A 24,751-nucleotide genomic window follows, 5' to 3' on the forward strand; every position below is an offset into this window, starting at 1 on the left:
CCTTACCTCCTTAAGCTAAGGTGCTCTGATATTCGCTGACATGACAAGCGATCGCAATTGAGTAGAGCTTACTCGCTGCAGTGTCAGCTCTTGATGTTAAAATGATTGGAGCCTTGGCCCCGGCTATAATTCCTCCTACTTTCGCTCCTGCAAAGTAGACGAGTGATTTATATAAAATGTTTCCTGTCTCCACAGTTGGAACTAGAAGAATGTCAGCTCTGCCAGCCACTTCTCCTCCTACCCCTTTATAGTTAGCAGCATCAACAGATATTGCATTATCCAGTGCTAGTGGCCCATCTATTACACAATGATTAATCTGCCCCCTTTTATTCATTTGGCTGAGAGCAGCGGCATCAATGGTAGCAGACATATCAGGGTTAACTACTTCCACCGCTGAAATAGGGGCAACTTTTGGATTTATTACCCCCATCGATCTTGCCACTTCAACAGAGTTATTTGTGATTTCCACCTTCTGCTGTAAATCAGGGGCTATATTCATGGCGGAATCAGAGACAAAAAACAAACGCTTAAAACCTGGCACCTCAAAGGCTGCTACATGAGATAAAACCTTCCCTTTCCGCAAACCGTACTCCCTGTTTAATACCGCTTTCATCAATACACTGGTGGGAATCATACCCTTCATTAATAAATCAGCTTTGCCCTCACGGACAGACATGACAGACAATCTTGCAGATTCTTTCACATCCCTTGCCGGAATGACTTTGATAGAGCTTATTTCATTTAATCCTTTAGATGTAAGGAAGGAACGAATGACTTCCTCATTTCCATATAACCTGAATTCACCTAGCTGATTGTTTATTGCTTCCTTGACCATATCAATTACTCGTTCGTCATCTGCCGCCGCAATCGCTATTGTTTTCTTCTTATAAGCAGATGCATTTTCCATTATTTCTTGTAAGTTCATTACAATGACTCCTTCGTGACGGACTACTTATACTTTAATGCAAATATCATGCCAATTTCAAACTACCCTGCGAAAGGTTTTTCTCTACTTTCATAACGAAACACCGTGAAATATTTTTCACGGTGTGCAATTTATTGCATGCTATTTTCTTCAATACCATGTTTTTTTAACTTGTAATACAAATTCCGAATGGAAACCCCCAGTTGTTTGGCTGTTTTTGTTTTGTTTCCTTCGTGCTCCTTCAATGCGTTCAACAACACCCGTTTTTCAAAGTTCTCTACCTGCTCTTGCAACGTTAGAGTCTGTTGATGCAGGTCAGCTGCAAAAGAAGGTAACTGGCTGTTAGGAGCGGTTTTGGCAACTTCCAAAGGTGGAAGATCCTTACTGTCAATAAGTGTTTGGGAAAGGGGCATTGTTATTACCGCTCTTCCCAAAACATTTTCAAGCTCTCTTACATTTCCTGGCCAGGAATAAGCTTTAAGCATTGCTATGGCCTCTTCTGTAATGCCTTCTACTGTTCTTCCAAAATCCTGGTTTATTTTTTCAATCATTCTGTTGCTAAGAACTGCTATATCTTCTCTTCTTTCCCTTAACGGAGGAATAAAGATAGGGAGTTTATTAATCCGGTAATAAAGATCTTCTCGAAACACTTTTTTGTGAATCGCTTTTTCAAGATTGACATTTGTGGCAGCAATCACTCTTACATCAACCTGAACAGCTCTTGTTCCGCCTACTCTTACGATCTCTCCCTCCTGAAGCACACGAAGAAGCTTCGCCTGTGTAGATAATGTCATTTCTCCAATTTCATCTAGAAATATGCTTCCTTTGTCAGCTTCTTCAAAAAGCCCCTTTTTCCCTCCTCGTTTCGCTCCGGAAAAAGCGCCCTCTTCATAGCCAAATAATTCACTTTCTAAGAGAGATTCAGATAATGCAGCGCAATTAACACGAATAAATTTATTGAACTTTCTGTCGCTTTCATTGTGAATGGCGTGTGCAAACAACTCCTTTCCTGTGCCTGATTCACCTCGCAGAAGAACTGACATCGGAGCAGCCGCACTTACTTTCGCTTGTTGAATGGCCAGAAGAAACTCTTTAGAATGTCCGGCAATATCGTCAAACGTATATTTTGCTTCAAGGGTACGCATGATCTGCCTTGCTCTTTTTAACTCCTCGGTTAACGTTTTAATTTCAGACATATCGTGGATAACCCCTACGCTTCCTTTAAGCTTTCCATCCACAATAACAGGCGCCACATTTACGATCACATCTCTTTTATTAGGGCCAACCTTCAGCCTCACCCCTCGAACGGCTTTTCGTGTTCTGAGGACTTTCAAATGCATGCTCTCTCCTTCAGAAATGTCTGCTGTAGCAGGCTCTCCAATTACATTTTCCTGTCGTAATCCCGTAATTTTTGTGTAGGCGGGATTAATCATCATTCCTCTGCCGTTTTCATCCACCACAGAAATTGCTTCCTCGGAAGAGTGAATAATCGCTTCCAGCATTTTTTGAATGCTTTTTAAGTTTGTGACTTCCTCAGCCATCCGTTCAATCTCAGTAACATCCCTGAAAACAGCAAACGCACCTACACGAATGTTTTCGAGCCATAATGGAATTCTGGTACTGAGTATTGAGCGTCCGTTAGCAAAAGTCAGCGGCTGGTTTTCTTCCGCTTCTCCTTTATAAAGAACCCTTGGCAGCTCACTTCCTGGAATTACATCTTTTATGTACCGCCCTAACACCATTTGTTCTTTTAGATCCGTCATCTCTTCTGCAGACCGGTTAAATAAGATAATTTTTTCTTCATCATCAATTGCAATCATTCCATCATGTGTGGCATTTAATATCATACTTTGAAACTGGTCATGGGCTTTCACTTCCTCAATCAGCTGCTCTTTATCCACGAGCAGCTCATTAAGAATACCAGCTGCCTGTCCAGGAACAACTGCTGTATCTGCCTTGGCAAATGTCTGTATTTCATGATAAACCTCTTTTTTCCCTGTAACCTCTATAATGATATCAGGTTCAGTGGAGAGCAGCGTTCTCCAATCAGCTGCTGTCTGTATGCCATGCTCCAAGGCAAGCTTCATACCGGGAGCTTCTTTATTTATATCAGCCAGTCCGGCAACCTTCATTCTCTCGTTTTCCACGAGCATTCTTAACAATGAAACTCCGCCCTTGCCTCCACCAACAATGACAGCTTTTTTCATTTTTTCCCCTCCCGTTACTCTCTCCTTACACTATCTATGAAAAACTCGTGACATTCAACCAGAACCTTTGGAAATCTTACAAAAAATAAAGTACAATGTAACTTGGAAGAAAACCATATCTGTTAGTAAATATATCGTTCCATAGTATCACTTTTATTCACATCAGCTTGTTCAAAAGAGAGGTGCAGAACATGCGCACAGTTGCTTTGATGATGCTTGTCATCCCCGGTGTGATTGCCGGCCTTGGGATAAAATTAATGAGAGACTTATTTTTAATATTCTACACCCCCATTTCCTTTTTTATGGGTGCAGTTTCTTGTTGGCCTTATTATCTTTGTAATGGGAATTGCCTTTATCGCCGGATTTGTCCTTCATAGAGACAGAAAGAATAATAAAGTAGGGCCCCGTTTTCAAAAGAAACAGAAAAAAGAAGTCCCCGCGGAGTAGCAGGGGCTTATTTTTTTGCTATTCCCCAACTGTCTATTCTGGAGAGGAAAGGAGAAGCCGCTATTGCCGACGTCAAGGAATGTCTTTCTGCATAAATGGTAAAAAAAAGCAGTAATCCAGAAACAACCGCTTGTAGAGCCAGGGGAGCATAGACAGCGGTTAAATAAAACAAAAGACCCCCTGATGCAGCTGCTCCATTATCCCCAAGCATCCCTTCTTCAGCAGCCTCAATATAAAACCAGACCACCATAATCAAGAGAAGAGAAGTGGTAACCGTTACTTCCTCCCTTATTACATACAACAAAAGAATCCCATAAACAAAAAATACTTTCCAAACACGAAGAGGCCTGGTATCAAGTAGATTAAACATATGGGGGCCTAGAACCAATAAGCTAAACGTAAAAAAGAGCGCCAGTGGGTGTTCAAAAGGATATGCCATGGCAGCAAAGAAAGCAGCAGCAACAGTAACGGCAAGCTTTAAAAGCCCGGTAGTCATTTCACCTGATTTTAAAAAATGTTGTATATGGCCCTTGATTCCTTTGGGAAACGGCTTGCCATAACGATCATCCAGCCAGCCTGCAATCCAAACAGCCACCAGGTAAATCATCCCGCTGATAAAGGCAGGGTTACTTCACCCGGGACCCAGATAAAAACAAGGAAGCTAAGCACCAGCCACATCCCTGCTGTATATGGAGTCTGCTTTCCTTTAAAATTGGATACCGTCCATCCTTTATAAAATGAAAAATAAAAGATACCTTTCCATAGTCCATATAAAAAAAAGAGAATTAGTGCTGCTTTCCATAATTCCATAAGCACCGCTCCACTTCCAGCCACTGCTTTCCCCGGTGCCATGACCCCTTGACGGCTTTTCCATATTCCTTATGAGTGAATGGAAGCTCTATCTCAAGAATCTGCAGGCCATTGTTTAAAGCCTGGAGAGTCATGACCGTTTCTATGCCAAAACCAGTGGACCTCATAGATTGAAACAAAGGAAGGTGTGCTCTTTTAAAGGCTCTTTGGCCTGAAAGAGGATATTGTATATGTCTCCCTGTTTTCTTATAAATTTGAGCTTGAACCCTTTTTTTGAAAATCCCCCGGCCGCTTTGCCTTCCGGCAGGAACATTTGCAATCACCATATCTGAATCATTTTCCACAAGTGAGGTATAAAGCCTTTGACTAAAAACAGCGCTCCCTCTAAGATCTCCATCCAGGCACATGATAATATCTCCTTTGCTATTTTCCCATCCTGCCTGGAGAGCTGCTGATTTTCCGGTATTCTTTTTAAAATGAATCACTTGGTCGCAGTATTTTTCCATTACCTTTCCCGTTTCATCTTTACTTCCATCGTTTACCCCAATGATTTCTTCGATCCAGTCTTCTTCATACAGGGCCTGAAGCGTCTTTTCAATGCTCTCCCTTCATTAAATGCCGGGATAATTACGCTTGTTTTCATTTTCACCCACCTTTTTCTTCCTGGAGCATGTCCCCGTCTGCTTTCCACTTTATTCTCCTCTTAGCCCGGTGTACAAGCGGCCTTATATGATTAACAATTTTTTCAATATTGTAAGCCGGTAAAGGACTTTCTTTTAAGTAATGTATACCTTTCAAGTCTGTGACTTGACAGCCAGCCCACATTCTTAGTAAAAGTGAGGACCCCATTCCTTTTCTTCCCTTGCAAAGGTATTCTTCCATCCCTCGATGTCCGCCTACGATATATAACCTGGCTGCTTCTTCTTTGCAAGCCCATGCGATCGCGGCATCTTCACTCATACCGATAAAAGGAAGACTTTCATAAGCAACTTTCATTTCATCGAGTCTTTTCTTTCCAGGTGACTCCCCGTTTACTCTGCAATGCACCAATATTCGGGATACCTTTCTACAAGCTTGTTCACTCACAGAATCCATGTCTCCTATTAACAAGTCAGGACGAAGACTATGTTTGAACATTCCATCCGCTGCTCCATCAACAGCTATTTTATATAGCTTTTTTTCTTCACCCATCTTTTAATAGCCTGGAGGTCTTTTTCGTAATCAGTTCCCCTTATTACTAAAAGAACTTCTTTCCCCCTTATTTCACCCTGACTCTTCCAATCGAACAAAGAATCAAGCATAGGAGAGAGATCTTTATCAGCATGGTACAAGGAGTTTTTTGCGAAGCGCCGGAATTCATTTTCATGCCGGCACAAAGCTTTCCGTTTCAATTGTGCCAATCGATCCTCGTCATAATAACGAGCTTCCCCTCCAAAGTTCCATTGGCCGTCACCAAAGGTCAAGCACTGATTATTTTCTATCTTAATTGGAAAGAAGTCTTCGACAGCTTTTCTTTTCCATTCAATATCAAACACGGGAATGTTTCTGTTTAACAAAACTCTTACTCCATCATGTTGAAATTTCCCACTCATGGAAGGCTCCACATTCACTACCGCTTGTATTTTCCGTTCCGCTAAACTTTCAGCAGCAAGAGGGTCTATATCCTGATGAGATAAAAAAGCAATATCACCGGGTTTTAATTGGGGGATTAAATGTTTAGTTTTGGCATGATACCTGGCCATGCCTTCTATTTTTGGATGTATCATAAACATCCCTCCCTTTTCCTGGTAGTATGCCCACCAAGAAAAAATAATACCCTCTTCGAATAACTGAAGAAAGTAAGAGAGATAGTATAGGTAACTTGGAAGGAGGAATCAGCATGTTTCGCTTTATTGAATCCAGACATGGATATGACGTCTATCAAGCAAATTATAATGGCCGCCATTACGTCATTCAATTTAATCCTCGTTTAAATCGCATTGAACAAATGAGACCTGCTGTAGATGGAGGAAGCGGAATAGTCAGCCACTTATTCCAATCCTACCTCTCCAGCCTTCCTGAAGAGTAGAGAGAAGGTTTAATACAAAGGCTTTTTTACATTTTGTTACTGATTTTGATTACAGATCGCTTGCACCTAAAGGTGCAATTGGGACATCCATTCACCCTTCACTACATTTCGCGTTCACAATGTCTTCGATGCCTCGATTTCTTAGGAAACCCATGCTTTAGGATCTTCAGCTCATGGGATCTCCATAAGTAACAAAAAACAAGCCCTCCTTTCCAGGGCTTGTTTTTGAGATGCCATTTTTATGTTTTACATAAGGGTAAAGTGATAGTAAAGGTCGTACCTATCCCTTCGGCACTGTCTACTTTAATGGATCCATGATGCTCTTCTACAATTTTATGACAAATGAAAAGACCTAAGCCTGTTCCCTTTTCTTTTGTAGTAAAAAATGGCGTTCCTATTTTTTCTACAATGGCAGGACTCATCCCTTTTCCTTCATCTACAACTTGTATGATCGTCTGTGATAAATGTCTGGCCGCTTTAATGGTGATCCTGCCTTTATCCATTGTTTCCATTGAGTTTTTTATGAGGTTAATAAAAACTTGTTTAATTTTTGAATCCTCACAAATAATATGCATCTCTTCCTCTTTGAACTCAGATAGAATTTCTACACCAATTAATGAAGCTTGGGGTTGAAGCAGTTTAATAATACTGTCAATGATGGTCGTGATATTATGTTTTTTCAGAGCATCAGAGTGAGGCTTGGCCAGAATCAGAAGTTCTCCTGATATTTGTTCAATTTTAGTCAGTTCATCTTCGATTATTTTATAGTAGGCCTCTTCTGCCTCATGGTGTCTTAACAATTGAAAAAAACCTTTAATTGCTGTTAAAGGGTTCCTAATCTCATGTGCGATTCCTGCAGCCAGCTGGCCTGCAATCGTCAGCTTTTCCGAACGTACCATTAACCTTTCATTTATTTTTTGCTGTGTTAAGTCAACTAAAACATGAAGTTTTGCCTGGTCTCCTTGAAACCAAATCGGAATGCTTTTAATTTCAAAAGGAGTGATCTCTTCACTTTCCAACATTAACTCCATTTCTATTTTTCTTATTAAACGATTTTCATTTACCTTTTTTGTATGATCTTCTAGTTTTGACCGGGCTTCGGGCGGTGCAAAATCGAGAAAACACCTTCCCTGAAAAGAATGGCCACTATTCACTTTGAAATTAATGAAAGCCTGTTTGTTTGCATAAACTATTGTATTATCTATTGTAATAACCATCGCCGTAGGAATTTCGTTTAAAAGAGTTCGGTATATTTTTTCTCTTTCTTCTATAGTTTTCTTTTGTTCATGAATTAACTTCTTTTGTACCGCCAGCTCTTTGTTTCGGCTTTTTAGTATTTTATTTTCCATCTCAATCTTTATTAATCTCTGCTGCTCTGTATAGGTTAAACTTTCCGCATGCTGTTTTTCATAAAAAGGGGAAAAAGAAACTCGATCATCCATCATTAAATACTCATGTGTTCTCATCATTTCACTTTGAATGTAAGCGGATGTTGTAAGACCGTTATAGGCACAAACTACAATGAGGCGTTCTCCAAAAATTCTTTTGTCACACTGACATTCATACACTCTCAGCTGGTGCAAAACGGCTTTATCCTCCGGCCATATCACATGACCCCATAAGCGGACCACTTTGTCTTTTTCCACTAACTGGTCTAATACGTCTTCGAGCTTTGCTGAATTACTTTCTGCATTAAATATATTGTTAGGCATATAATGAGATGTGTTATTAATGAAGAAAATATTATTTATTTCCTGAGATGAGTAGCCATTTTGCAAAAACTTATTGACCAGTTTATTGAATAGTTTGTCTTCATCAATGAATACAACATGGTGGTTTTTGTCCAGACCTTCTTTAATAAAAGCAAAAGCATTTTCAATGTATTTACTTTCTTCATTGAAACTATATAGTATATGGGCTCCCTTTTTAACTTCTTCACTATTTGTAAGATCGGTGAGGGAAAACGCCCTTTCTCCTAATTTCACTTACAACTCCCCCTTGCCTTGAAAGTAAAAAACCCAATAAGCCAATTAACGCTTATTGGGGAGGTACCATCTGTGACTGTCCATCTACCTTTAAAAGTCATACCTTTAGTAATAACGTTGGTCAGCTTACTTTATGTTCAAGACGGAGCTTGTCCGCAACCATTGCGATAAATTCACTATTTGTCGGCTTGGCTTTTGAAATGTTAACGGTATAGCCGAACATTTTGGAAATAGAGTCTATGTTTCCACGGCTCCAGGCTACTTCAATCGCATGGCGGATGGCGCGCTCTACACGGCTTGATGTTGTATTAAATTTCTTGGCGATATCCGGATAAAGGACTTGGTGATCGACCCTAACAACTCAATGTCATTATAAACCATCGATATCGCTTCCCGCAGGTACATGTAGCCTTTTATGTGGGCAGGAACACCAATCTCATGAATAATATTGGTAATGCTCTGGTTCAGGTTAATAGGCTCAGGCTCTTTCTTAGCACGGGAAGGCATTGGGACTGGAGAACCGCTGACTGACTTCCACTGATTTCTCTTATATTTCCTATTAACGTTTCCATATCAAAAGGTTTCAGTACATAGTATGAAGCACCCAGGTTAACAGCTTTTTTTGTTACATCTTCCTGTCCAAAAGCAGTAAGCATAATAATTTTCGGACGCTTTGTGACCGCCCCATTATTGATTTTTTCCAAAACAGCAAGCCCGTCCAAGTGAGGCATAATGATGTCCAAAACGAGAACGTCCGGCTCCTTTTCTTCCACAACAGATAAACATTCTTGTCCATTAAAAGCGTAACCGGTGACTTCCATGTCCTCTTGAGAGCTAATGTATTCATTAAGCAAATTAACTAATTCACGATTATCGTCAGCCACACACACTTTAATATTTTCCACACCTGTTCCCCCTCGTTAAGTTATTCCCAAGGTATCATTTCGACGCATTCAGTGAGAGTCCTGTTCTACAACCAAATATTCCTCTCAAAGACCCAATTACTTCTCATGTATCATTAGAACTTGACAAACTACTACAATCTGTGATTTGTCGAAAAATATTGGATATTGACTAAAAAAAGAAACACGTTATGTTAAAACCCGTGTCACATTCCTTTCTTATTTTGAGCTTATCATAATTTTCAAAAATGGAAAAGACTACAAACAACAATTATTATGTAAATAACGAAAGGCATAGTCGTTAACTTGCCTTTCGTTTTTCAATGTGTGTCTCAACACCTGCTTCTTCAAGCATCCATTCAATGTGACATGCATATCCTGACGTGGCATCATTTACAAAAACATGCGTGACAGCACCAATGATTTTTCCATTTTGTATGATTGGGCTTCCGCTCATCCCTTGAACAATTCCGCCCGTTTTCTCAAGCAGTTTTGGGTCTGTAACTTTAATAACCATTCCTTTTGTGGCAGGATGTGATTGGGGAAAAGATTTCACGACTTCAATACCAAACTTTTCCACCTTCTCCCCTTCCACTACCGTAAGAATTTCTGCTGGACCTTCTTTGATTTCTTCTGCAAAAGCCACCGGTAGAGATTCATCCATAACATTATTTTTTAATTGGTGGTCATTATTTAACACTCCAAAAATACCGAATGAACTATTTTTGTTAATATTCCCTAATATTTTGCGATCTTCTGTCATTCGTGCTAATTTTTCACCTGGATCGCCATTGGCTCCTTTTTCGATGGAAGTGACTGATGATCGAACAATTTCTCCATCATGAACAACAATTGGCTTTTTCGTGTCAGTATCAGAAATAACATGACCTAAGGCACCATATTTCCCTGATTCCGGTTCGTAAAAGGTCATGGTCCCTACTCCTGCCGCGGAATCGCGTACGTATAACCCCATACGATATCCTTCGCCTTCCTCATCTTTTACTACCTTCATTTTCTTTTCAATTGTTTCCTGGCCTCTTTTAATCGTCAGGAAAATTTCTTGTTTATCATCCGCTGCTTTCTGAACAGCGTCAGCTACTTCTCCCATATGCTGGACTGTTTTATCGTTAATTTTTTTAATAACATCTCCGACTTCAATGCCTGCCTCTTTCCCAGGAGAAATTTTGCCTTTTCCCGTAGGAATTTGATGGTGGCCAACGACCATCACTCCCTCGGAATTTAATTTCACCCCAATGGATTGACCTCCTGGAACCACTTCAATATCAGGAATCACTCGGACATCCACTTTCTTTACTGGAAAGGAAGCTGCTGTGATTGTAAGTGGGACACTTTCACCAGCAGTTGTCAAATCATCTTCTGTGACTTCTAGTGATAAACCTTCTAAATCCAGTTGTTTTAAAGCTGCCTGGACCGGGCCGCCTGCTTCAGAAAATTCTTTCTCATATATAAATAAACTGTCAGGGAGCTGGATATACTTTTGAACAGATTCATTTACGCCTATGCCTATTAGCAAAATCAAAAGCAGTATCCCAATCATTCTTCGGGTTAATTGATAATTCATGTAATGTTTTCACACTCCTCGCCCCACCTCGCACCTCTCTTTCTTACTTATAATGTTGCCTTGGAGAAGAACAAATATAAGTACCAACAACTAAAAAAGCTGACCTAATTTGGTCAGCTTTTCATACTTTGGGTTTCATTTTTCCGGCCATCGTCACTAATTCTTTAGCATGATCCTTTGTGAGCTCCGTCACTTCAACGCCTGAGATCATTCTGGCAATTTCATCCACTTTCTCCTCTTCTGCCAATGGAGCAACTGAAGTAGTGACTCTCCCTTCTGATTCTCCTTTTTTAATGTACAAATGAGTATCAGCCATGGCGGCTACCTGAGGAAGATGAGTAATACACAACACTTGAGAATCGATGGAAACATGATGAATTTTTTCTGCGATTGCCTGAGCTACTCTTCCGCTTACCCCTGTATCCACTTCATCAAAAATAAGGGAAGTCATATGTTGAAATCCAGACAATATTGTTTTCATAGCGAGCATGATACGAGAGATCTCCCCTCCTGAGGCTACTTTAGCCAAAGGTTTTAGAGGTTCACCTGCATTTGGTGATAACATAAATTCAACACGGTCCGTCCCTTGCTCCGTAAATATGACTTCCTTGCTGTTAACCGTATACCTTTCTCCTTTTTGCGGGGTTCCAATTTCCACAAACAGTTCTGCCTTTTCCATATATAAGGCTTTAAGTTCTTGTTTCACCTCATAAGCAAGCTTTTCTGCCGCCTGCTTACGAAGGTCGGTTAATGTTTCAGCTTCAGCAAGCAAGTCAAGAGAAAGATCTTCAAGCTGCTTCTCATATTGCTGAATTCTTTCATCTTTATTTTCAAGAGAATCTTTTTCTTCCTCAATACGTGAAGCATATTCCAGAATTTCCGTGACGCTGTTTCCATATTTCCGTTTTAATTGCTGAATTTCGTCCAGTCTTCCTTCTATAACGTTTAACCGGTCCGGATCAAATTCCAGGGAATCAACATGATCACGTAGTGAGTAGGATGCTTCTTCGAGCATAAAGTAACAGTTATTTATCGTCTCTGATAAGCTTTGCAAGTCAGGGTCAATCGAGGCAGCTTCTTCTCCATGATTCATGGCAAGTCCTGCCCAATCCAGTCCCCTGCCTTCCCCATGCAGACTTTCATATGCTTCTTTTAAAGATCGGAAAAGCTTTTCACTATTAGCCAATTTATACTTTTCCTTTTCAAGCTCTTCGTCTTCTCCTGGCTGTAGCTGCGCTTCTTCTATTTCTTTTAGCTGATATTCAATAAAATCCAGACGATGAGCAACCTCCTGATCGTTTTCTCGGAGCTGCTTGACCTTTTTTTCAACACTTCGAAAAGTAGTATAAATGGTTTGATATTCCCGAAGCCTCCTGGAGTTTTTTTCCTGCAAATCGATCCAGCATACCCGCATGTTTTTCAGCTTGCATTAGTTCCTGGTTATCATGCTGTCCTTGTATATCAACGAGACTTTGGCCAACCTCACGGAGAATTGCCAGAGTGACAAGCTTGCCGTTTATACGACAGATGCTCTTGCCCTGCTTCGTAATTTCTCTTCGAAGAACAATCATCCCTTCTTCGATATCAATGCCAGCCGATTCGACCTTTTCTTTTGCAATTTGTCCAGCGTCTATATGAAACAACCCTTCAATTTCTGCCCGTTTTGCTCCATGCCTTACATATTCAACAGAGCCGCGTCCGCCAATTAATAAACCAATGGCATCAATGATTATGGATTTCCCGGCACCAGTCTCTCCAGTCAGCACAGTTAATCCGCTTTCAAAAGACACTGATAATTGTTCTATGATAGCAAAGTTTGTAATTGAAAGTTCTGCAAGCATGAAAACACCTTCCTGCCATGAAAATGTAATTACAGCATATCAAGAAATCGGTCAGAAATGTGTGAAGTTTGTTCTTTCTCACGGCAAATAAGGAGGATCGTATCGTCCCCGCAAATGGTTCCCATAACTTCCGGCCAATCTAAATTATCAATCAGAATTCCAATCGCATCTGCGTTACCCGGGAGCGTTTTCATAACAATCATGTTTTCAGCATGATCAATGCTCACAAAAGAGTCAACCAGAGCTCTTCTCAGCTTCTGGAGCGGGTTAAAGCGCTGGTCAGCAGGCAGGCTGTATTTGTACCTTCCATCTGCCGTTGGTACTTTTACAAGATGAAGTTCTTTGATATCTCTTGAAACGGTTGCCTGAGTTACATTAAAGCCAGCATTCTTCAAGCGGTCAACTAATTCATCCTGCGTTTCAATTTCATTATTCGTAATAATTTCTCGTATTTTTATATGACGTTGTCCTTTGGTCATTTTGATCCTCCTAAAAACACAGTAAACATTCTCTGGCACTAAAAAAGATACACAGAGCTGGCATGTTTTGTTATCTATTGTTAAACAAATTTCTACAAATATCATAACTGATTTTCAATATTCATACAAACGTATTTATAAATTAATAATGAGAAACCCTTGTGAATTTAAGTGTTTATGACTTGTCTTCACTTTCACCTTCACTTTTTTTGAATAAAAATCCCTTAGTTTATTCAGCTTCCTAACGAAAAAAGGGTGTCCCAAAAAAGTCTGTTTTTGGTGACACCCTCACGTCATCTCTAGCTATGTAAAAAACCGGTCTCCTCTTCGCAATGAACCAGGCGGTCTTTGGAGACCCTACACGTTCTACATATGGTGATGTGCATTATAAACGATTTGTTCAATTTTCTCCTCATTTATCTCCCGGCTTGCGGCAGCCCCTTGATCCCAAAGAAGATGAAGTAAAAACTCAATGTTCCCTTCTCCTCCTTTAACTGGTGAGTAATCAAGGCCAGAAGGATGATACCCGATCCCTTCAGCAAACTCAACAATGTCTTGAATCACCTTCTTGTGAATGGATGGCTCTCTCACAATCCCCTTTTTCCCAACTTCATCCCGTCCCGCTTCAAATTGGGGTTTAATTAACACACATACATTGCTTTCCGGCTGTAGAATCTCCTTTAAAACCGGGAGGATAAGACGAAGAGAAATAAATGAAACGTCTGCCGTTGCAAAATCAGGGGCTCCTTGTGAAAAATCTTCCTTTGTGACGTAACGGAAATTAGTTCTTTCCATAACGACAACACGCTCGTCGTTTCTCAGCTTCCAGGCCAGCTGATTATAGCCTACATCTAAAGCATACACAAGCTTGGCTCCATTTTGAAGAGCACAGTCTGTAAAGCCTCCTGTAGATGAACCAATATCCAGCATCACTTTATCTTTTACATCAAGATTAAATGAACTCAAAGCCTTCTCGAGCTTTAAGCCTCCTCTGCTTACATAAGGGAGAAGCTCCCCTTTAACTCGAAGGGGAGCTTGTACATCCACTTTCATGCCAGGTTTGTCCACCCGTTCATCATTTACGTAAACAAGCCCGGCCATAATGGAACGCTTGGCTCTTTCCCGGGATTCGAAAAAGCCCTGCTCCACTAATAAAACATCTAATCTCTCTTTTTTCATACGTTTACGCCCTTTGTCTCTTTCTTGGAACCATTGTTAGTACCTTATCCCTGACTCTTGCAGGTGTCAGCCCGATTTCTTCGTACAATTCAGGCACGCTTCCATGCTCAATATAACGATCAGGAATTCCCATTCTCTCAATGATCATTCCATGGCTGTCATGGTCATGATAATACTCGAGCACTGCGCTTCCGAAGCTCCCTTGAAGAGCAGCTTCCTCCAAAGTCAGTATTGGTTTTCCTTCTTCCTTTAATTCCTCGAGAAGCGATTCATCAAGAGGCTTGGCAGAGGTTGCATTTACCACTCGAACAGAGACCCCTTGGCTTTCAAGTGATTCGGCTGCTTCCATGGCTACTGGAATCATCGTCCCAAAAGTGAGGATGGTTAATTCACCGCCGTCACGCAGAACTTCCCACTTTCCAATCGTAAGTTCTTTTAACTCTTTATCCATCTTAATACCATAACCGTTTCCTCTAGGATAACGGACTGCTACTGGCCCATCATCATGCTGTACTGCTGTAAAAATCATATGCTGAAGCTCATTTTCGTCTTTCGGCATTAATATTTTCATATTTGGCAGGTGGCGCAAATAAGCAATATCAAATACACCTTGGTGGGTTTCTCCATCAGCCCTACCAGGCCTGCTCTGTCAATTGCAAAGATAACATTTAAATTCTGACGGCATACGTCATGAACCAGCTGATCGTAGCCCCGCTGCAAGAATGTGGAATACACCGCAAACACAGGCTTCATCCCTTGGGTTGCAAGTCCGCCAGCCATAGTTGTTGCATGTTGCTCTGCAATCCCCACATCAAACATTCGGTCAGGAAATTCAGCTGCAAATTGATCAAGTTTCGTTCCTCCAGGCATAGCTGCAGTAATACCCACCACCCTTTGATCGTCCCGGGCAATTCTGCGCAAGGTATTACTAAAGACACCGCTGTAGCTGGGAGGTCCTGGTTTTTTTACAACTTCACCAGATTCGATCTTATATGGCCCAAGCCCATGCCATGTCCCCTTTGCATCATTCTCAGCAGGGGCATACCCTTTTCCTTTTTTGGTAATAACATGAACCAGCATCGGGCCTTTTGTTTTCTTGGCATAGTTGATGTTTTCAATTAAGTCATCATAATCATGGCCATCTACCGGGCCTAAATACGTAAAGCCCATTTCCTCAAAAAACATGCCGGAAACAAGCAGATACTTGAGACTGTCTTTCACACGTTCAGCGGTTGTTGCAAGCCTTCCACCAAAGGCAGGAATTTTTTTGATTAGATACTCAAGTTCTTCCTTGGCCTTCTGATATTTCCCGGCAGTCCTCATTCTGCCCAGCATGCTGTGAAGGCTCCGACATTGGGGGCAATCGACATTTCATTATCATTTAAAATAATCGTCAAATCCGTTTGCTCATGTCCAATATGGTTAAGAGCCTCAAGAGCCATACCGCCTGTTAAGGCACCATCCCGATTACCGCCACAACGCTCTCATCCGTCTTTTTTAAGTCGCGAGCCAGTGCCATCCCCATCGCAGCAGAAAGAGATGTTGAGCTGTGGCCAGTTTCCCATACATCGTGGTCGCTCTCACTCCGTTTAGGAACCCGCACAACCCCTGGTATTTGCGGAGCTGGTCAAATTGGCCAGCACGTCCTGTTACTATTTTATGCACGTAGGCCTGGTGTCCCACATCCCAAATAATTTTATCCTTAGGGCTTTCATACAAGCTATGAAGAATTAATGTCAGTTCCACAACACCTAGATTGGGACCCAGGTGTCCTCCTGTAACTGATAATCGCTGGATTAAAAAATGGCGGATATCCTCTGCCAGCTTTTCCATTTCTTCACGGGAACAGCTTTGAAGAAACCCGGGGTCCTTTATCGTTTCCAAATCCATCTAAAGTGCCCTCACTTTCTCACTGGTGATTTTTACTTTTCGTTTTTTTCTTGCTTTTTCGTTTTTCCGTTGTCAGGAAACACCTTTATTTTTAATTTTACTTCTAAAACATACAAAATTCTACCGACATGGTAAATGATCGGTGTGGAAAAGTGAATAGCTAACGTTTTCCCGATGGATTTACCCCCGACTGTTAATGCTGCTATCACACTGGTAAATACAACCGATACGACAAATTGTACTAGGCTTCCTTCTCCATGTCCAAAGGATAACGCTAATTGAAGGACAACAAACGCGGAAGCGGTTCCACTTATTATCCCGGAAATATCACCAATTACATCATTACAAAAGCTGGCAAACCGGTCAGCGTTTCTTGTAATCAACATCGCATGCCTTGCCCCAGGGAGCTTCTTGGCAGACATGGAATGGAAGGGTGTTTCGTCAGCAGCGGTAGCAGCGACCCCGATTGTGTCAAAAAATATCCCCATGAACACAATAATAAAAACAATAAGCATCCCTATGGCCCAACCAACACCAGCCAGGATCCACGTTGATATAATTGAAAAAATAGCCGCTAACACCAAGGTGATAACGGCAATTGTTAAGCTGAAATTTATTGATTTCTTCCAAGAATTCCTCATCTATTATCATCGACACCTTGTTTTTCATTCCGTCCACTCATATGTAAGTCGAGTGGTCATTTAAAGAGTAAACATTGTGGCATAGGTCCAGTAGGATTTCCCAGCCGGCTGCCAGAGCGTCGCCGCCCTGGCGGTTTCCCTTTAAAGCCGGCTTAGCGCCGTCACCGGACGCTAGACTGGATTACCACTTAGCGCACACCGTAATCCCCTTTAAATGTCCAAACGAGGAACAGTCTAGGAGTTTTCCTCAGCGGTCCCTTGCCATTCTCTTAGCCTCTTTTGCAGAGCAGGTTTCAGATGGATAAGAATTGCCGTTGGCCGACGCTCATTCTCCAGAAATCATCTTCCCCGCTGCTCCACTCAAGGCAGGCTACGCTGCAGACAAGATCCCTTAGGCTTGTCGTGCAGGTCTTACCCTGTCTCTCTCTTGCCGTACGTCGCCGGCAAGGAAAGAACAGGCCTCCGCGGCGGGAGGGTCAACGCCCACATGCCATTGTGGATCGCCCCCACCGCCTTAACTCCCAGCTTTGACCCAGGCTGGGCGCCTCGAGCCAAAACCAGGAACTTCATCGATGTGCCCTTCAGCGGATTTTTAGGCCCGCCCTCGAGAATGGAGAACCGACTAGAATACTGCACCACTCGGTAATGTAAGCTTATTATATCATAGAGAATTCAAGATCAGCAATATTAACACTTTGGGTTAACTACTAATTTCAACCTCTAATGGTCACGTTCGACAATGTAATCAGTAAGCTCATTTAACAGTGCCATATTGCCGCTTACTTTCGACAAGGTTTCCTTTGCTTCTTGAGCATGATAGGCAAGTTTCTTCTTTGCTCCCTCTAATGTTAAGAGGCTTGGATAAGTGCTCTTGTCTTTGTCATCATCGCTGCCAACCGGCTTCCCAATTAAAGAAGCATCTCCCTCGACGTCAAGAATATCATCTTTAATTTGAAAGACCAGTCCCAAAGCTTTTGCAAAGCTTCGAAGCTTTTCGATGTCCTGCTCAGGGGCATTTGCCATAATTGCTCCAGCTACTATGGAATAAGTAAGCAAGTCCCCTGTTTTATGATGATGAATGTACTCCAATTCCTCCAGGGACAAGCTCTTTCCTTCTCCGTTTAAATCAGCAGCCTGGCCTCCCACCATACCTTCGGGACCTGATGCTTTTACGAATTCTGATATTAAACGAATTTTCACCTCGGGAGAGAGGCTGTTTGTTTCAGAAGCCATTATTTCAATGCTTCTTGTAAATAAAGCATCTCCTGCAAGGATCGCTATGGCCTCTCCAAATACTTTGTGATTGGTCGGCTTCCCTCTGCGAACATCATCATCATCCATAGCAGGAAGGTCATCATGGATAAGAGAATATGTATGCACCATTCAGCAGCGCATGCAATATCATAAGCATCGTCAAACAACGAGTCATACGCTTTTAACACAGCAAGCATAAGAAGGGGCCTTATCCTTTTACCGCCGGCGTTTAAGGAATAAATCATAGATTCTTTTAAGTTAGGAGGTGTCTCTAATGAATCAATAAGCTCTGGCAGGCGCTTATCAATGATGTCTTTGTATTTCTGAATAAAAGCTTGCAATGATTCTTCGGTCACTCTTCTTCCTCCTTAACTTTTAAAAGTTCTATTTCCCCATCCTCGCTCATCATTTGATCCATTTGTTTTTCAACTCTTACAAGCTTGTCATGGCAAACCTTGGACAAATTCATGCCTTCTTGATACATCTCAATAGCCTTTTCCAATGGCACGTCGCCCTCTTCAAGTTTTTCTACAATGCCCTCCAGCTCTTCCATTGCCTTTTCAAACGTTATCTGTCTGTCCTGCTCTTCAGCCATCAGCTTCTCCTCCTTTACTTTGCACACTTTCTGTTTTCACCAATGAAGGACCGGTACTTTCAACCTGGCAGTTGATGCTGCCGTTTTTCACCTGTATAGATACCCGGTCTCCAGCTTCAACGTCTTCCACTCGCTGAACGAGCTTTTGATTCTCATCATACGTCACATTATATCCTCTGTTCATTACTTGAAGTGGATTTAATAAATTAAGCTTAGAGATATTGTTTTGGAGTTCTTCCTGCTTTTTGGCCAGGATTCTTAAGATCTCTTTCTTAAGGGCTGCATCCCCTTGCTCCAGGCGTGTACGGCTTCTTTCCGCCAGTTGAGAAGGGTGGGACCTAAGAAGGCGTGCATACAGTCTCTCAGCTTGTTCAGCAGATTTATGCAGCGATCTTGTCGATCCTTTAGAAAGTCGTTCTATCAGCCTGTCTAGTTCTTGTTCCTTTTGTCTGAGAAGCTGCTCCGGATATTTAAACGCATAGGATTTCTTTAATCGCTCAAGCCTTTCTCTTTCAGAAGCAACTCTTCCTCCGGCTGCTTTAATAAGACGGTCACTAGCCCGCCTTAAGCGTCCTTCCACTTCCACGATATCTGGAACAATTAGTTCTGCCGCCGCAGTAGGGGTGGCTGCTCTGACATCTGCTACAAAATCGGCAATGGTAAAGTCAGTTTCATGACCAACTGCAGAAACAACCGGCACGCTGAGTTCAAACAGAGCTCTAGCAACAATCTCTTCATTAAACGCCCACAGGTCTTCAATTGATCCTCCGCCGCGCCCTACGATTAAGACATCAAACATTGACGTTTCATCCGCTTGTTTTATCGCGTTTGCTATACTAGGTGCTGCGTCCCTGCCTTGAACAAGCACAGGAAAAAGTGTGACACGAGCAAGGGGGAAGCGTCTTTTTAAAGTAGTAAGGATATCTCTGATCGCCGCTCCGGTTGGTGAAGTGACAACGCCGATTTCTCTGGGCATTTTAGGCAGCTGTTTTTTAATCTCTGGTCTAAAGAGCCTTCTGTTTCAAGCTGTTTCTTTAATTGTTCAAACCTTAAGTATAACTGCCCAATACCATCTGGTTCCATTTCCCTCACGTACAGCTGGTATTGGCCAAAGGGTTCATAAACAGAAACCTGCCCTTTAATCAGGACCTTCATTCCGTTTTCAGGCTCAAAAGATAACTGTCTGTTATTACCCGCAAACATGACAGCTGATATTCTTGATTTATCATCCTTTAAGGTGAAATACATGTGACCCCGGGAATGCTTCTTAAAATTTGATATTTCTCCCCGCAGCCAAACATGCTGCAGGCCGTCATCCATTTCCAGTGCAGCTTTTATCTGCCTGGTTAACTGTGATACGGAAATCCACCGGCTTTCGAGCCCGTTCATTAGGATGATGCTCCTTCTAGCGTCCGTTTAGCTGATTCTACTGTATTATATAGAAGCATTGTAATCGTCATTGGTCCAACACCGCCAGGAACCGGGGTAATGTAAGAAGCCTTTTCAGCTGCTTCCTCAAATAAGACGTCTCCGTATAATTTTCCGTCTTCCTTTCTGTTTACACCGACATCAATCACTACTGCATCTTCTTTTATGTAATCTTTCCCAATAAATCCGGCTCTTCCAACTGCTACAATCAATATGTCCCCCTGCGTGGTGATCTCTTGCATATTTGCCGTTTTGGAATGGCAATATGTAACTGTCGCATTTTCATTAAGTAAAAGCTGCCCTACCGGCTTCCCGACAATATTGCTTCTTCCTACAATGACAGCATGTTTGCCTGATAGAGATATTCCCTGGGATTGAATCATTTTGATAATTCCATGGGGCGTACATGGAAGAAAGGCTTTCTGGCCGGTCATCATTCGTCCAATGTTTACCGGATGGAAGCCATCTACATCTTTTTCTGGTGAGATGGTTTCAATCACTTTTGTCTCTGATATATGGTCAGGGAGAGGAAGCTGAACAAGGATACCATGAATGGTCGGATCGTTATTCAAATTCTCGATTCTTTGAAGAAGTTCCCTTTCCGATACTTCGCTTGTGAGCCTTGTAACACTGGAAAAGATGCCCGTCTCATTACATGCTTTTTCCTTTCCACGTACATAGGAGTGAGATGCTGGATCATCACCTACTAAAAGGACAGCTAAACCCGGAGTAATTCCTTGTTCCTTTACATTTTTCACTTCTCCTTTGAGTTCTTCTCTAATTTGCGCAGCGACTTCCTTCCCGCTGATAACTTTGGCTGTCATATGAAATCCTCCCCTTTACAGTCTTTTACAGTCTTCCAGTACTTTTGATAATACTCCGTTGACAAACTTCCCGGCCTCCTGGCCGCCAAATGATTTAGCCAGTTCGATAGCTTCGTTCACACTTACATGAAGAGGAATTTCTTCCACGAACAGCATTTCATACACAGACTCACGCATAATAGCACGGTCTACATTACCTACCCTTTCTAACGTCCAGTTTTGCAAATGGTTTTTAGATGGGAATCGATCTCGTCTTTGTGGTCAAGTGTCCCTTTGACCGTTTCTGTTAAAAAGGCATCTGCCTCTTCCCCTTCATCCAGGGTGTTTTCTATCGCTTCTTTCCATCCAGCGTCTGTCAGATCCACCTGGTATAGAGCCTGTACTGCCCTTAGTCTCGCTAGTCTCCGATTCATGGTCTTTTCTCCTTTGTTTCAATCTATCACTGATCATAGCATATATAAATTGCTTAAAACAGTATGATCCTCGTGCTCTTGCTAACATTAAACGATACAAACAGTCTTTCCTCTTTATTGGTAACTTACAACTATTATTGGGGGTTTCTATTGCTTTTAGTAATAAAAAATAAAAGATGCTTGAGGACTACCCCAAGCATGGTCTTTTATTCTATTTCTTCTCTTTCTGCTTCTTCCATGTTTTCAAATTGAATACCTACCACATGGACATTAATTGCTTCAAGATCAATCGATGTCATTGTCTGAAGCGTCTGCTGAATATTCGTCTGCACCTGTTTAGCAGTTTCAATCACTGAGGCTCCATAAAGAATAACAATGGAAATTTCAATGGTAACCCCATCTTCACTAAGTTCCACCTTGACGCCTTTTCCGTGGTTTTTCCTTCCTAGAAATTCCCCTACGCCTGAAGCAAAATTCCCTCGAAGATTGCTACCCCTTCCACCTCAGAAGTGGCAATTCCCGCTATCACTTCAATCACTTCAGGAGAGATCTCAATACGCCCCAATTCATTCTTTTGTTCTTCAATATCTAATACTTGGTTTTCGTTCATTTACTCCACCTCCGAGTTAACTATTCATATCTATGACTATTCCTTGTTAATTTCTCTTATCCTTCATTCTCTTCTTTAGGGACATAATCATTTTTGTATTGACGAAAAACAGGAAACTCAGAAAGATTATCCGGTATCTTGCCATTTTCCAGAAGGATAATCTTTACGATGTTTTTGTTGCGAGCCATATGATATCGTTCACCGTATTCATTGTGCTGTGTAAACTTCTTGAGGTTTTGGTAATCCTCCTCCTGAATGGACACCGTATAGCCGCTTTCTTCATCTCCGAATCTCTGTTCATAGCCAACCTCAAATTCAACAATTTGAATTTGGTCGTTTTTTAAATTTCTTGTTTGTTCCAGGACCGCCTTGGCCCCTTCTGTCAGATCATTCCATTCCATGTATGACAACTCCTTATTCCGTGCATTCCAGCATACGAAAAATGCTTTAGATACTTGTTGATTATACATGAGTGCCTTTATTTTTCATTACGATCTCATGTTCCTGTGATAAATACGGTAACTTTCCCATGATTTTCTTCATCTAGCTTATCATTTACCAAACGAAAGAAGAATATAGATAAAGCTTCAAAAAACTCTGCGATCCTAAAAAATAAAAAAAGCAAATGAAAAATCATTTGCTTTAAGGTGCTACATGATAACCAACAGCTATGTCTTTCTTTCCTAAGTGTTCTGCTGCCAGCTTATTTATTTCTACAACTTCTTGCTCACTTAAATTTTCAGCCTGGACAATAATCTTTACCTGGTCTTCTTCTGTAATGACTAACGCGTCTTCGTACCCTTGAGACTGAATTAATGTTTCAAGCATACTTTCTTGCTGTGCTGTTTTTTGAAGATTTTCCTTTTTTTCATGTGCATCATTTTTTTCAGCAGCTGACATGTCTTCTGAAGCTATAGTATTCGTATAGTCCTCTCTTAAGCGGCTTCTTGTTTCTTCTCTTTCCAGCCTGAGGGCGCTGAACATACCTTCGGCTGCTGCAGGGGCAGCAATAGTAGAAGCTTCTTCCGCTTCTGTTTCCTGCATTTCAGCTGGAGCTGGGGCTTCCTCTTGCTCTTGCTCTTCCTCTCCCTCTTGCCCTTCCTCAGCTTCTTCTCCACCTTCTTCTCCCTCTTCTTTCCCTGGTGTTTCCTCTTCAGCCGACGGCACTTCTTCGCCCGGCTCCTGTTCGTCAATTAAAATGTCAACTTGTCCGTCCTCAAGCCATTCCACCCATTCCTCATCGGTGAGTTCTGTACCTGGAACCTCTTCTTCTTGAGAGGCCTGTTCCACTGCCGGAGGTGCAGTCATATAGTACACTCCAAGTACCACTATTAAACTTACCATCGTTACCAGCCAAACGGTTTGTTTTTCAGCACCATCTACTCATCTTCCTCCTTCATTTTCTTGGGAAGGACAGAAACACGGTGTGGAGGCACATCAAGTACTCTTGTCACAGCCTCTACCACCCATTCCTTAACCTTCATATTTTCCACTCCTTGAGCAACTACCAGGACTCCTCGCACTTCAGGCTTTTCTGTTTTCACGATTAATGGCTCTTCTTGATCTCCCTGACGGATAATAACCACTTGCTCCTCACTGCTTCCATCCTCAACCTTTCGCTTTCCGCCCTCGCGATCAGTTTCATCGGTAATCTGCTGGCGAATGGTTCTATTCTTTTCAATAACCTTGTTCTCTGTCGCGTCAAGGTTGACCATTATTGTTACGTCAGAAACCCCCGTGATGGCTTCAAGAGACTCGCGCAGCTGGTTTTCGTAAAGTTCCTCATACTTAGAAATGCTTCCTGGTTCTTTTTTGTCTTCACCTTTAAATGCCTCCTCTGCAGGCTGACTTTCACTATAAGCAGGCTGAGAAGCGTCCTCCTTTTCGTTTCCTGCCGTGCCTAAAAACATAAGGGAAACACCAACTATCAGAACTCCTCCCACATACACCATGGAGATTTTTTTCTTGTCTTTTGTTTCATTCTTACGCAGCCATTTTTTTAAAGCTTTCTTTTAAGCTTTCATTTTTTATTTTCTGTTATGGGAACCGCCCCCCTTCCAATTCTATGGAGAGGTTTTGTTCCTCAACCTCCCAGTTAGAGGCTAAGAACCTTTCGATTTCACGAAGGCTCGATGGAGGGATGATTGTTCATTCTCGGACTCTGTTTGTATATGAACTGGGGCGATGGCTTCTACGGCTCCCTCCTGCTTTTTTTCATTTAATGTGACATGTACAAAAAAAGCCTGACTAGGATCAATAGTGTCTGCGTTAACGTCTTCCAAAATTCCACCTCCACTCTGCTCAATTCCATATTCCATTTCTTCTCTACTTCCTCTGCTACTTGCAGTTCCATTTGTTCAGCCATCTGTTCTGAAATATATGCATCTTGTCCGGCTTGTATTTCTGTTTTCTTTTGAATCATTTTTTCTTCCATCCATTCAGCTGAGACAATCTCTCCTTCGTAATATTCAGGGAGAAAAGAATGAATGTCTCTTTGAAATAAATAGAATAAAGGCTGGAGAATAATTACCATTAATGTAAGGGACAGACAAAGACGGATATACCGCTGAAATTTTGAGGAAGGCATCAGCATCTCTATAAGAACAGCTACCAGGATAAAAACAATCAATGTGGTAACCCAGTCGGTCAAATACTCCATAATTGCTCCCTC

At 41.8% G+C, this 24,751-nt stretch carries 19 protein-coding genes and 8 pseudogenes; 2 read left to right on the forward strand and 25 right to left on the reverse strand.

The features are described from left to right. Nucleotides 1-10 precede the first annotated feature (10 nt). Together yqiS and JCM19033_RS11845 are read right to left on the reverse strand one after the other, a co-directional pair. A complete protein-coding gene (gene yqiS / locus JCM19033_RS11840; RefSeq protein WP_054636447.1) occupies nt 11-925 on the reverse strand; it encodes a phosphate butyryltransferase in 915 nt (304 codons plus the stop codon). A gap of 131 nt (nt 926-1,056) precedes the next feature. Beyond that, the gene (locus JCM19033_RS11845; RefSeq protein ID WP_054636448.1) at nt 1,057-3,132 is read right to left on the reverse strand and encodes a sigma-54-dependent Fis family transcriptional regulator; all 2,076 of its coding nucleotides are present in this window, start codon (nt 3,130-3,132) and stop codon (nt 1,057-1,059) included. Nucleotides 3,133-3,323: 191 nt separating this feature from the next. On the opposite strand from JCM19033_RS11845, the pseudogene JCM19033_RS22245 reads away from it, so the two are divergent. Beyond that, a pseudogene (locus JCM19033_RS22245) lies at nt 3,324-3,579 on the forward strand (DUF2627 domain-containing protein). A 7-nt stretch (nt 3,580-3,586) separates the two neighbouring features. On the opposite strand, the gene JCM19033_RS11850 reads toward JCM19033_RS22245, so the two are convergent. Genes JCM19033_RS11850 through JCM19033_RS11870 form a run of 5 tightly spaced genes read right to left on the reverse strand, consistent with a single transcriptional unit; the run spans nt 3,587 to nt 6,155 of the window. Further along, the gene (locus JCM19033_RS11850) at nt 3,587-4,174 is read right to left on the reverse strand and encodes a hypothetical protein (protein ID WP_157049851.1); all 588 of its coding nucleotides are present in this window, start codon (nt 4,172-4,174) and stop codon (nt 3,587-3,589) included. A gap of 8 nt (nt 4,175-4,182) precedes the next feature. Continuing rightward, nucleotides 4,183-4,389, reverse strand: coding sequence for a hypothetical protein (locus JCM19033_RS11855; protein WP_054636450.1), 207 nt, complete (start codon nt 4,387-4,389; stop codon nt 4,183-4,185). Then, nucleotides 4,365-4,988 (reverse strand): glycosyltransferase family 2 protein, encoded by a 624-nt coding sequence (locus tag JCM19033_RS11860; protein ID WP_083465410.1) that lies wholly within the window; start codon nt 4,986-4,988, stop codon nt 4,365-4,367. Before JCM19033_RS11860 ends, JCM19033_RS11855 begins: the two co-directional genes overlap by 25 nt. A gap of 46 nt (nt 4,989-5,034) precedes the next feature. Continuing rightward, the gene (locus tag JCM19033_RS11865; RefSeq protein ID WP_054636452.1) at nt 5,035-5,580 is read right to left on the reverse strand and encodes a hypothetical protein; all 546 of its coding nucleotides are present in this window, start codon (nt 5,578-5,580) and stop codon (nt 5,035-5,037) included. Beyond that, the gene (locus tag JCM19033_RS11870; RefSeq protein WP_054636453.1) at nt 5,550-6,155 is read right to left on the reverse strand and encodes a hypothetical protein; all 606 of its coding nucleotides are present in this window, start codon (nt 6,153-6,155) and stop codon (nt 5,550-5,552) included. Before JCM19033_RS11870 ends, JCM19033_RS11865 begins: the two co-directional genes overlap by 31 nt. A gap of 113 nt (nt 6,156-6,268) precedes the next feature. Between JCM19033_RS11870 and JCM19033_RS11875 the strand changes: the two genes are divergently transcribed. Continuing rightward, nucleotides 6,269-6,457: a hypothetical protein gene (locus JCM19033_RS11875; protein WP_054636454.1), complete on the forward strand. Its 189-nt coding sequence runs from the start codon at nt 6,269-6,271 to the stop codon at nt 6,455-6,457. A gap of 239 nt (nt 6,458-6,696) precedes the next feature. On the opposite strand, the gene JCM19033_RS11880 is transcribed toward JCM19033_RS11875, so the two are convergent. The 18 genes and pseudogenes from JCM19033_RS11880 to spoIIIAF form a co-directional block, all read right to left on the reverse strand. Further along, nucleotides 6,697-8,442, reverse strand: a complete 1,746-nt coding sequence (locus tag JCM19033_RS11880) for an ATP-binding protein (protein ID WP_054636455.1) — start codon at nt 8,440-8,442, stop codon at nt 6,697-6,699. A gap of 121 nt (nt 8,443-8,563) precedes the next feature. Continuing rightward, a pseudogene (spo0A, locus tag JCM19033_RS24280) lies at nt 8,564-9,347 on the reverse strand (sporulation transcription factor Spo0A). A 298-nt stretch (nt 9,348-9,645) separates the two neighbouring features. Further along, nucleotides 9,646-10,926, reverse strand: coding sequence for a SpoIVB peptidase (gene spoIVB / locus JCM19033_RS11890; RefSeq protein ID WP_054636456.1), 1,281 nt, complete (start codon nt 10,924-10,926; stop codon nt 9,646-9,648). Between the two features lie 121 nt (nt 10,927-11,047). Further along, nucleotides 11,048-12,767: pseudogene (gene recN / locus JCM19033_RS11895) on the reverse strand (DNA repair protein RecN). Nucleotides 12,768-12,796: 29 nt separating this feature from the next. After that, entirely contained in the window at nt 12,797-13,246 is a 450-nt protein-coding gene (ahrC, locus tag JCM19033_RS11900; protein ID WP_054636457.1) for a transcriptional regulator AhrC/ArgR, read from the reverse strand. 366 nt (nt 13,247-13,612) lie between these two features. Continuing rightward, complete coding sequence (locus JCM19033_RS11905; RefSeq protein ID WP_054636458.1) at nt 13,613-14,425, reverse strand: TlyA family RNA methyltransferase; 813 nt, start codon at nt 14,423-14,425, stop codon at nt 13,613-13,615. A 4-nt stretch (nt 14,426-14,429) separates the two neighbouring features. Further along, a pseudogene (dxs, locus tag JCM19033_RS11910) lies at nt 14,430-16,315 on the reverse strand (1-deoxy-D-xylulose-5-phosphate synthase). 32 nt (nt 16,316-16,347) lie between these two features. Beyond that, the gene (locus JCM19033_RS11915) at nt 16,348-16,956 is read right to left on the reverse strand and encodes a hypothetical protein (protein WP_054636459.1); all 609 of its coding nucleotides are present in this window, start codon (nt 16,954-16,956) and stop codon (nt 16,348-16,350) included. 720 nt (nt 16,957-17,676) lie between these two features. Continuing rightward, a pseudogene (locus JCM19033_RS11920) lies at nt 17,677-18,455 on the reverse strand (polyprenyl synthetase family protein). 107 nt (nt 18,456-18,562) lie between these two features. Continuing rightward, nucleotides 18,563-18,805: an exodeoxyribonuclease VII small subunit gene (gene xseB / locus JCM19033_RS11925; protein ID WP_054636460.1), complete on the reverse strand. Its 243-nt coding sequence runs from the start codon at nt 18,803-18,805 to the stop codon at nt 18,563-18,565. Continuing rightward, nucleotides 18,798-20,194, reverse strand: a pseudogene (gene xseA / locus JCM19033_RS11930) (exodeoxyribonuclease VII large subunit). Before xseA ends, xseB begins: the two are co-directional and overlap by 8 nt. Beyond that, the gene (folD, locus tag JCM19033_RS11935; RefSeq protein ID WP_054636461.1) at nt 20,194-21,057 is read right to left on the reverse strand and encodes a bifunctional methylenetetrahydrofolate dehydrogenase/methenyltetrahydrofolate cyclohydrolase FolD; all 864 of its coding nucleotides are present in this window, start codon (nt 21,055-21,057) and stop codon (nt 20,194-20,196) included. Before folD ends, xseA begins: the two are co-directional and overlap by 1 nt. 15 nt (nt 21,058-21,072) lie before the next feature. Next, nucleotides 21,073-21,470, reverse strand: a pseudogene (nusB, locus tag JCM19033_RS11940) (transcription antitermination factor NusB). A 206-nt stretch (nt 21,471-21,676) separates the two neighbouring features. Beyond that, nucleotides 21,677-22,080, reverse strand: a pseudogene (locus JCM19033_RS11945) (Asp23/Gls24 family envelope stress response protein). Nucleotides 22,081-22,136: 56 nt separating this feature from the next. Further along, complete coding sequence (locus JCM19033_RS11950; protein WP_054636462.1) at nt 22,137-22,481, reverse strand: hypothetical protein; 345 nt, start codon at nt 22,479-22,481, stop codon at nt 22,137-22,139. Nucleotides 22,482-22,722: 241 nt separating this feature from the next. After that, nucleotides 22,723-23,433 (reverse strand): SpoIIIAH-like family protein, encoded by a 711-nt coding sequence (locus JCM19033_RS11955; protein WP_269758165.1) that lies wholly within the window; start codon nt 23,431-23,433, stop codon nt 22,723-22,725. Between the two features lie 26 nt (nt 23,434-23,459). Beyond that, nucleotides 23,460-24,032, reverse strand: coding sequence for a stage III sporulation protein AG (spoIIIAG, locus tag JCM19033_RS11960; protein WP_083465414.1), 573 nt, complete (start codon nt 24,030-24,032; stop codon nt 23,460-23,462). Nucleotides 24,033-24,298: 266 nt separating this feature from the next. After that, entirely contained in the window at nt 24,299-24,739 is a 441-nt protein-coding gene (gene spoIIIAF / locus JCM19033_RS11970) for a stage III sporulation protein AF (RefSeq protein WP_054636466.1), read from the reverse strand. Nucleotides 24,740-24,751 lie beyond the last annotated feature (12 nt).

The sequence above is a fragment of the Thalassobacillus sp. C254 genome (assembly GCF_001310615.1).

Coding starts and splice junctions, on each gene's coding strand:
- JCM19033_RS11915 (WP_054636459.1), bottom strand. CDS start 16,956: ATGAGGAATTCTTGGAAGAAATCAATAAATTTCAGCTTAACAATTGCC.
- ahrC (WP_054636457.1), bottom strand. CDS start 13,246: ATGACCAAAGGACAACGTCATATAAAAATACGAGAAATTATTACGAAT.
- JCM19033_RS11950 (WP_054636462.1), bottom strand. CDS start 22,481: ATGGAATGGAATGATCTGACAGAAGGGGCCAAGGCGGTCCTGGAACAA.
- folD (WP_054636461.1), bottom strand. CDS start 21,057: ATGACAGCCAAAGTTATCAGCGGGAAGGAAGTCGCTGCGCAAATTAGA.
- JCM19033_RS11845 (WP_054636448.1), bottom strand. CDS start 3,132: ATGAAAAAAGCTGTCATTGTTGGTGGAGGCAAGGGCGGAGTTTCATTG.
- spoIIIAF (WP_054636466.1), bottom strand. CDS start 24,739: ATGGAGTATTTGACCGACTGGGTTACCACATTGATTGTTTTTATCCTG.
- yqiS (WP_054636447.1), bottom strand. CDS start 925: ATGAACTTACAAGAAATAATGGAAAATGCATCTGCTTATAAGAAGAAA.
- JCM19033_RS11865 (WP_054636452.1), bottom strand. CDS start 5,580: ATGGGTGAAGAAAAAAAGCTATATAAAATAGCTGTTGATGGAGCAGCG.
- JCM19033_RS11855 (WP_054636450.1), bottom strand. CDS start 4,389: ATGGAATTATGGAAAGCAGCACTAATTCTCTTTTTTTTATATGGACTA.
- spoIVB (WP_054636456.1), bottom strand. CDS start 10,926: ATGAATTATCAATTAACCCGAAGAATGATTGGGATACTGCTTTTGATT.
- JCM19033_RS11875 (WP_054636454.1), top strand. CDS start 6,269: ATGTTTCGCTTTATTGAATCCAGACATGGATATGACGTCTATCAAGCA.
- xseB (WP_054636460.1), bottom strand. CDS start 18,805: ATGGCTGAAGAGCAGGACAGACAGATAACGTTTGAAAAGGCAATGGAA.
- spoIIIAG (WP_083465414.1), bottom strand. CDS start 24,032: ATGGTGTATGTGGGAGGAGTTCTGATAGTTGGTGTTTCCCTTATGTTT.
- JCM19033_RS11870 (WP_054636453.1), bottom strand. CDS start 6,155: ATGATACATCCAAAAATAGAAGGCATGGCCAGGTATCATGCCAAAACT.
- JCM19033_RS11905 (WP_054636458.1), bottom strand. CDS start 14,425: ATGAAAAAAGAGAGATTAGATGTTTTATTAGTGGAGCAGGGCTTTTTC.